The organism is bacterium, from assembly GCA_040753555.1.
Taxonomy (GTDB): domain Bacteria; phylum UBA9089; class UBA9088; order UBA9088; family UBA9088; genus JBFLYE01.
Window position 1 is genome coordinate 1 of the sequence record JBFMDZ010000119.1, and the last position, 6685, is coordinate 6685.

Genomic DNA, 6685 nt, shown 5'->3' on the forward strand with positions numbered 1-6685 from the left:
TTGTTTTGCTTAAGTGGCAAGACTCCAGACTCCAGACTCCAGACTCCAGACTTCTTTATTTGTTTTCCTTTATCTTAGGCCTATCCTTCACCCACCACTTCCAGACAATCTACCTTGTCCCTGCAAGCTTGTTTTTTATCATTGCTGTATTATTAGGCACAAAGAAAAAACTCAAAACTCAAAGCTTAAAAAGAACATTTATCAAATCTTTACCACAATTTTGCATTTTGCATTTTGCATTTTGCATTTTTTTATTTATCCTGCCCCTTACTTTGTGGGCTTATCTGCCTATCCGCTCAAGCATGCACCCTCCCCTTAACTGGGGGCTGTCCCGATAACTGGCAAAGGTTTGTTTGGCATGTAGCCTGCAAGGATTATAGAGTTATTTTTTTGCAACCAATCCTTCAAAGTTTTGAAAATCATTTTATTCCCCATCTTAAGCTTTTTCTTCTTCAATTTGGATGGCATTTTATTATCTTTGGCTTATTTGGTTTTGTTCTTTTATTTGTCAAAAGAGTAAGGTTTGGTGTATACTTACTTTTGATGGTTCTTACTAATATATTTTTGGCTATCCGCTATGACATTATCAACATTGAGGATTACTACATCCCCTCCTTTTTAATTTTCGCTGTTTTTATTGGTTATTCCCTTTATTCCCTTCTTTCTTTGCTTTCTAATTTAATCCCTAAGACTTATTTCATAATCCCCCAAACCCTTGTTTGCGGGCTTTTTCTCTTTTTTCCCATCTTCCAATGCAAGGCAAATTATTATTCCTCTGACCACGCTGACCATTACATTGCTTATGACCATGGGAGAAATCTTCTGAAGCATGTTAAAGAAAGGGCAATAGTTTTCTTAGAGGCCGAAGAAGATGTTTTTCCTTTTTGGTACCTTTATTATATTGAGAATGCAAAATCAAAATCAGTTCCTATCATTACACTTTTCTTATGGAAAGAGCAATTACTTTTAGAAAAACCCTATGCCAATCAAATTAAAGAAAAATATCCTGATGTAGACCTTACTATATTTTATAAAGGTAAAGAGATTTCCCAGAAAGATTTTAAAAGAATTAAGGTAGAAGAAATTCTAAAGAACAATCCAACCCAAAGGTCAATTTATCTCCTATTTGATAAACAATTATCCAATAGATATACTTTAATTCCAGAGGGGGTTTTATGGAGAATATCAGCGGAAAAATTGAGTGATAAGCAATTGATTGAATATATGGATAGAAACGAACAGGGGTTTAACTTAATAAGAAGAATACTTAAACTTCTCAAAAGGAATGATGAAAAGTATATTCAGTCTCTGATAATTTCTAAATATGCTGATTTCCATGGTCATTTGGGGGTTGTTTATTTTGAAAAAGGCTTGAAGGATAAGGCAATAAAGGAGTTTGAGACAATCCTTAAACTTGAGCCAAATAATATCCAGGCTAAACAAAACCTTGCAATACTTAAGAAAAGTCAATGAATAAGAAGGTTCTGTTTATTTTAGGGAGCTTATTTTTTCAAGGATTATCCTGGCCGGATACCTATGTCAGTGGCGATGTGTCGGGAAATTGGGATTTAGCAGGAAGCCCGTATGTTGTCACAGATAGCGTAATCATCGCTAGCACGGCTACCCTAATAATTGAGCCAAATGTTGTGGTAAAGTTTGCCGCTAACGGATCCCTAACTTGTTATGGGACCTTATCTGCGGTAGGGACTCTTACAGGCACAATTACCTTTACCGCATCCCAGACTACACCCTCTGCAGGATTTTGGCAAAGCATAAGGTTTAGTGGAAGTAATGCCAAAGGAACAATAAGCTATTGTGATATTGGATATGCAAAAAGTGCAATTTATCTTGAGAATGCATCAGGGATTGTGATTACTTACAATTACATCCACGACAATAAAGGGGATGATGGTGGTTTTCCGGGAGGAATAGGTTGTGGCATCTATCTTTTGAATTCAAATAACAATATTATTGGAACAAATACAATTAAAAGCAATAAGGGGGGCGAGGGAGGACGTCTCTGGTATAGGTCAGGTGGCTCAGGTGGCATTGGCACAGGGATATATCTTTATAATTCAACAAGCAATACAATATTAAACAATACAATATCAAATAATATTGGAGGTAAAGGAGGAACAGGTGGCTGTTACTTTGATCCAGATGGTTATTACGAGGATTCGGGTGGCTCGGGTGGGATTGGCACAGGGATATATCTTTCAAATTCAACTCTCAATATAATCTCAAACAATACAATATCAAATAATAATGGAGGCCAGGGAGGAGCAGGTGGTGGCGGGAGTGGTTCAGGTGGCTCTGGTGGGGTTGGCTATGGAATATATATTGAATCAAATAGCTTCAATAATACAATTACCACCTCAAATACCTATAACAATGAGTCAATCTTTTATTACTACAATCAGTCAGGAATTACTATTGAAAATCAGAATTTAACTTTAAATGGCTCTGGCTCAACAAATTTAGGGAGGGTTGTTTTGATTAACTGTTCCGGTTTTACAATAAGAAACAACACAATCTCGGGAGGAATTGGTCAAAATGGAATAACAGGTGATCGCCATAGTTCAGGTGGCTCAGGTGGCATTGGCTGTGGAATCTATCTTTATAACTCAACAAATGGAACAATCACCAACAATACAATATCAAATAACACCGGAGGCAAAGGAGGAACAGGTGGTGGCCGTAATGCAAGTGGATCTGGTGGTATAGGCTACGGAATCTATCTTTCAAATTCAACCAACAATACAATCTCAGGAAATACAATATCAAATAATAATGGAGGACAGGGAGGAACAGGTGGCTACCTGGGTTCGGGTGGTTTGGGTGGCATTGGATGTGGGATTTATCTTTCAAATTCAACGCTCAATACAATCTTACAAAATACAATCTCAAATAACACAGGAGGAAATAGAGGAAGTCCTGGACCTTGGGGAGGATATGGTAGCTATGGCCAAGGTTATGGCATATACTCTATTTCAAATTCTTCCTCTGCAATCCATTGCAACAACCTCTCTGGCAACAAAAGTGGTGATTTAACAAAAGGCTATGGGGTTTATCACGACGGAAGCTCAGGAACAATCTCTGCAACATACAATTGGTGGGGTGCAAATTCTGGTCCAGAGCATTCAACCAATCCATCAGGTCAGGGCGATAAGGTAAGCAATTATGTAGACTATTTTCCCTGGCTACGATTAGTGACTACTCCTTCCTCTGGTCCAGTTGGTGGGCTTGTTACTATATATGGAGGGCAACTTGGCACTAATACTATTATTCTAATTGACTTTGGTACAACATTAACCATAGCCACAACCTTAAGCAGCCCAAACGGCACCTTCTCAACCACATTCATTGTAGACACCCAACCTTCAGGCACTACTGTCATTACGGCAAGAAATGTGCTGGGAGATATTACCACCAATTCTTTCTTTATCTATTTCTTAAAAATTGATTCAGTTTCTCCTAAAGCAGGACATATAGGGATTCCCATTACTATTCAAGGGAAAAATTATATGGTAAGCAAAGAGGTGCAGATTGATTTTGGCACCACCCAAACGATTGCCACTGCTATTACTGAAAATGATGGAAGGTTTTTAGCTAGTTTTGTTGTAAACACTCAGGCGATCGGTGAGGTTATTATTACCGCTAGAAATTATTTAGGGGACCAGGCTACCATTTCTTGGCTACTTACCAATAAAAAAATTTATGTTAATGTTGCCAATACAGGACTAGAAACAGGAAGCAAGGAGCATCCTTTTAATACAATTGCCGAGGGAATAGGTATAGCCCTGGATGGATATACTGTCTGGGTTGCAGATGGGACATATACGGGAACTGGAAATAAGGATTTAACCTGGTCGGGAAAGCATATTACCGTTCGGTCAGAGAATGGGGCGGATAATTGCATCATTGACTGCCAAGGCTCAGGAAGGGCGTTTTATTTCAATAATTCAGGCACAAGTGATGTTGTTCAAGGGTTCACGATAAGGAATGGGAATGCTTCCTATGGCGGCGGAATCTGCTGCCATTCTTCCTCCCCAGCCATCACTCATTGCACAATCTCAGGAAATAGTGCTTCCTGGGGCGGCGGCGGAATCTGGTGCTATAATTCCTCCCCAGCTATCACCAATTACATAGTTTCAGGAAATAGTGCTTCCAATCGTGGCGGCGGAATCTTCTGCGACTTTTCCTCCCCAGCCATCACCTATGATGATGTCTGGAATAATAGTGCTCCAAATGGTCCGAATTACTATAACTGTTCTCCTGGTATTGGCTGTATCTCAGCTGACCCCCTCTTTGTAAGCCCAAATGACTTCCACCTTCAGCCTTCTTCGCCCTGCATTGATGCTGGCTCAAACACCGCTCCGGCAATTCCCCCAACTGACAAGGATGGCAAGCCAAGGATCATAAATGGCAGGGTTGATATGGGTGCTTATGAGTATGGGCATTTCGTGTGAATAAATTCTTCTCCCACATCTGGTAAGGTTGGAAGCCTTATTACCATCCAAGGAGACACATCGCATACAGAGACAACTGTTTTCCTTGACTTCGGCACCTACCGAACCATAACCTCAACCCTATCAAGCCAATATGGGACATTTAGCCTATTTCTTAATCTCCCTGCCTTACCAAGGGGAACCTATACCATAACCATATACGGCTCAATTGTAACCCAGAGTTTTTATATCCTTTCAAATTCAACCTCATACCCTCCCTCAGGAGAGGGTCCGGTTGGCACAATCGTTTATATTAAGGGGGCTGGATATTCGACAGAGACCTTAATTTCCATTGACTTTGGAACACACCCTACGATTACAACGACAATCTCAGATGCAAACGGCTCATTTACCACATCCTTCATTGTAGATACCCAACCAGGGGGGACAAGGATGATTACGATAAATGATGTAGATGCAGGAAGTCAAGATACTATACCATTTAGGATACTTGGGTCAATTATTTTCCTCTCGCCAACCCAAGGTGGGCCATCAACCATTGTTACAATGAGGGGATTAGGGATTAGGGATTCGGGATTGGTGAGGATTGACTTTGGAACGCACCAGACAATAACCACAACAATCTCAAGCAATAATGGGACATTTTCTGCTACCTTTATTACCTCAACCCAACCCGGCGGACAGAAAACAATCACAGTCAGGGATTACCTTAATAACCAAGCAACCACCACATTTCTATTAGGCGACCTTATTGTCCAGATTGAGGACATCTCTGCCGAGGGGATAGCCGATAGCTCTGAGGGGAACTGCCTTAAGATAACTGTCTCAAATAATTCAACCCAAACCTTAATTTGGGATACATTTGATGTTAGGTTTGGCACAGAAAATGGGGTTTTAAATTCTACCCAAATGTCTAGCTTCTTTTCCTCAATTAGGCTTGTGCGAAGCGATGAACAGGAGTTAAAGGCTGTCTCAAGCTTTACCCAGGGCACAATATCATTTAGCTCAATGAACAATAATAGCCTTTCTCCTGGCTCTACCACAATTTACTATGTAAAGGCAACCTTAAACTCTGAGGCAAGCTCAAAAAATCCAAGGAGGTTCATTGTAACAGGGGATGAGAATGGCATTTCTGGAAGCTCAAATTCCCTTAACAATATCTGGAAAACAGGCTTGGGTGCCTCTGTCTCTATTATTCAGGATGGAATAGAGGAGGTCTCAGGAACCCATACCGCAATTGCCATTGAGGCAGGGATTGTGGTTAATCCAACCACAGGAGAATTTAAGGTAAGGGATGGAGAGGAAAAAGACCTCCTTAAGATTGAGGTCTTGCATTCTCCTTCTAACTATCAGAAAGAGGCAGACATAGAGCTTTCCTCTTTGGATATTAAATTTGAAGATAATTCAGGAAATACATTTACTACTCAAGAAATTCAGGGGCTTATTGGGACAATTTCAATTGTCTATGACATTGAGGGAGATGGCTATGAAGCAGCAGACCCTATCTTTGGAAGCATTACGGGAACAAATATTACAATGAACCCTGCTGGCACAATAACCCTTATTCTTCCCGATAACCATCCCTACGGGACAATCTCTTACAATGGCTCAAAGACATATTATCTTGTGGTTTTCCTAAAGGATGATGCCTCAGGAAAGGCAACCAGGACATTTAAGGCACAAATTGATGAAAGGCTTTTTGTTATCAAAGATTGGGAGTATAACCTTAATGTTTCCATCTCTTCTACCGCACCATATGCCCCCTTTTCATCCATCCTTACCCCCATCCCGAGCACAGCCACCATAACCTGTGATAATTCACAATCGCCTACCACAATTACCGATACAGCAATAGAGGATTTAATAAGGCTAAATATAACCAATCAAGGGACAATAAGCGCTGGCTCAATCACCTTTGCCTCAATTACCCTAAGCTTTGGAAGGCCTTACTTTTTAAACAAGAAAGGCAGATGGGAAAAAATAGAAAAAGGAGAGTATGATATAGAAATAACTTTTTTGCCAAAAGGAGATAATGAGTGCTTTTAGAATATTATTAAGGAGCAGAAAATGAAAAAGGTTTTTATCTTTCTGGTTTTGGAACACGAATGGACACGAATGAGGCACGAATTGTCACGAATGAAAAAGGCTTTATTGTCTTGCAAAGAACGCAAAGAACGCAAAAAAGATTGGGAAGTTATACCCTTTATTTCCTTATG

The 6685-nt window shown here is 40.1% G+C and carries 4 protein-coding genes; all 4 read left to right on the plus strand.

All coding sequences use genetic code 11. The features are described from left to right. Positions 1–5 precede the first annotated feature (5 nt). The 4 genes from AB1630_09215 (at position 6) to AB1630_09230 (ending at position 6515) form a co-directional block, all read left to right on the plus strand. Complete coding sequence (locus AB1630_09215; GenBank protein MEW6103969.1) at positions 6–338, plus strand: DUF2723 domain-containing protein; 333 nt, start codon at positions 6–8, stop codon at positions 336–338. A 52-nt stretch (positions 339–390) separates the two neighbouring features. Further along, positions 391–1473 carry a hypothetical protein gene (locus tag AB1630_09220; GenBank protein ID MEW6103970.1) on the plus strand — a complete coding sequence of 361 codons (1083 nt, stop codon included), beginning with the start codon at positions 391–393 and terminating at the stop codon, positions 1471–1473. Then, a complete protein-coding gene (locus tag AB1630_09225; GenBank protein MEW6103971.1) occupies positions 1470–4469 on the plus strand; it encodes a right-handed parallel beta-helix repeat-containing protein in 3000 nt (999 codons plus the stop codon). The genes AB1630_09220 and AB1630_09225 overlap by 4 nt, the downstream gene beginning before the upstream one ends. Before the next feature lie 432 nt (positions 4470–4901). Next, positions 4902–6515, plus strand: a complete 1614-nt coding sequence (locus AB1630_09230) for a hypothetical protein (GenBank protein MEW6103972.1) — start codon at positions 4902–4904, stop codon at positions 6513–6515. The last annotated feature ends 170 nt before the right edge of the window (positions 6516–6685 follow it).

Coding starts and splice junctions, on each gene's coding strand:
- AB1630_09225 (MEW6103971.1), top strand. CDS start 1,470: ATGAATAAGAAGGTTCTGTTTATTTTAGGGAGCTTATTTTTTCAAGGA.
- AB1630_09230 (MEW6103972.1), top strand. CDS start 4,902: ATGATTACGATAAATGATGTAGATGCAGGAAGTCAAGATACTATACCA.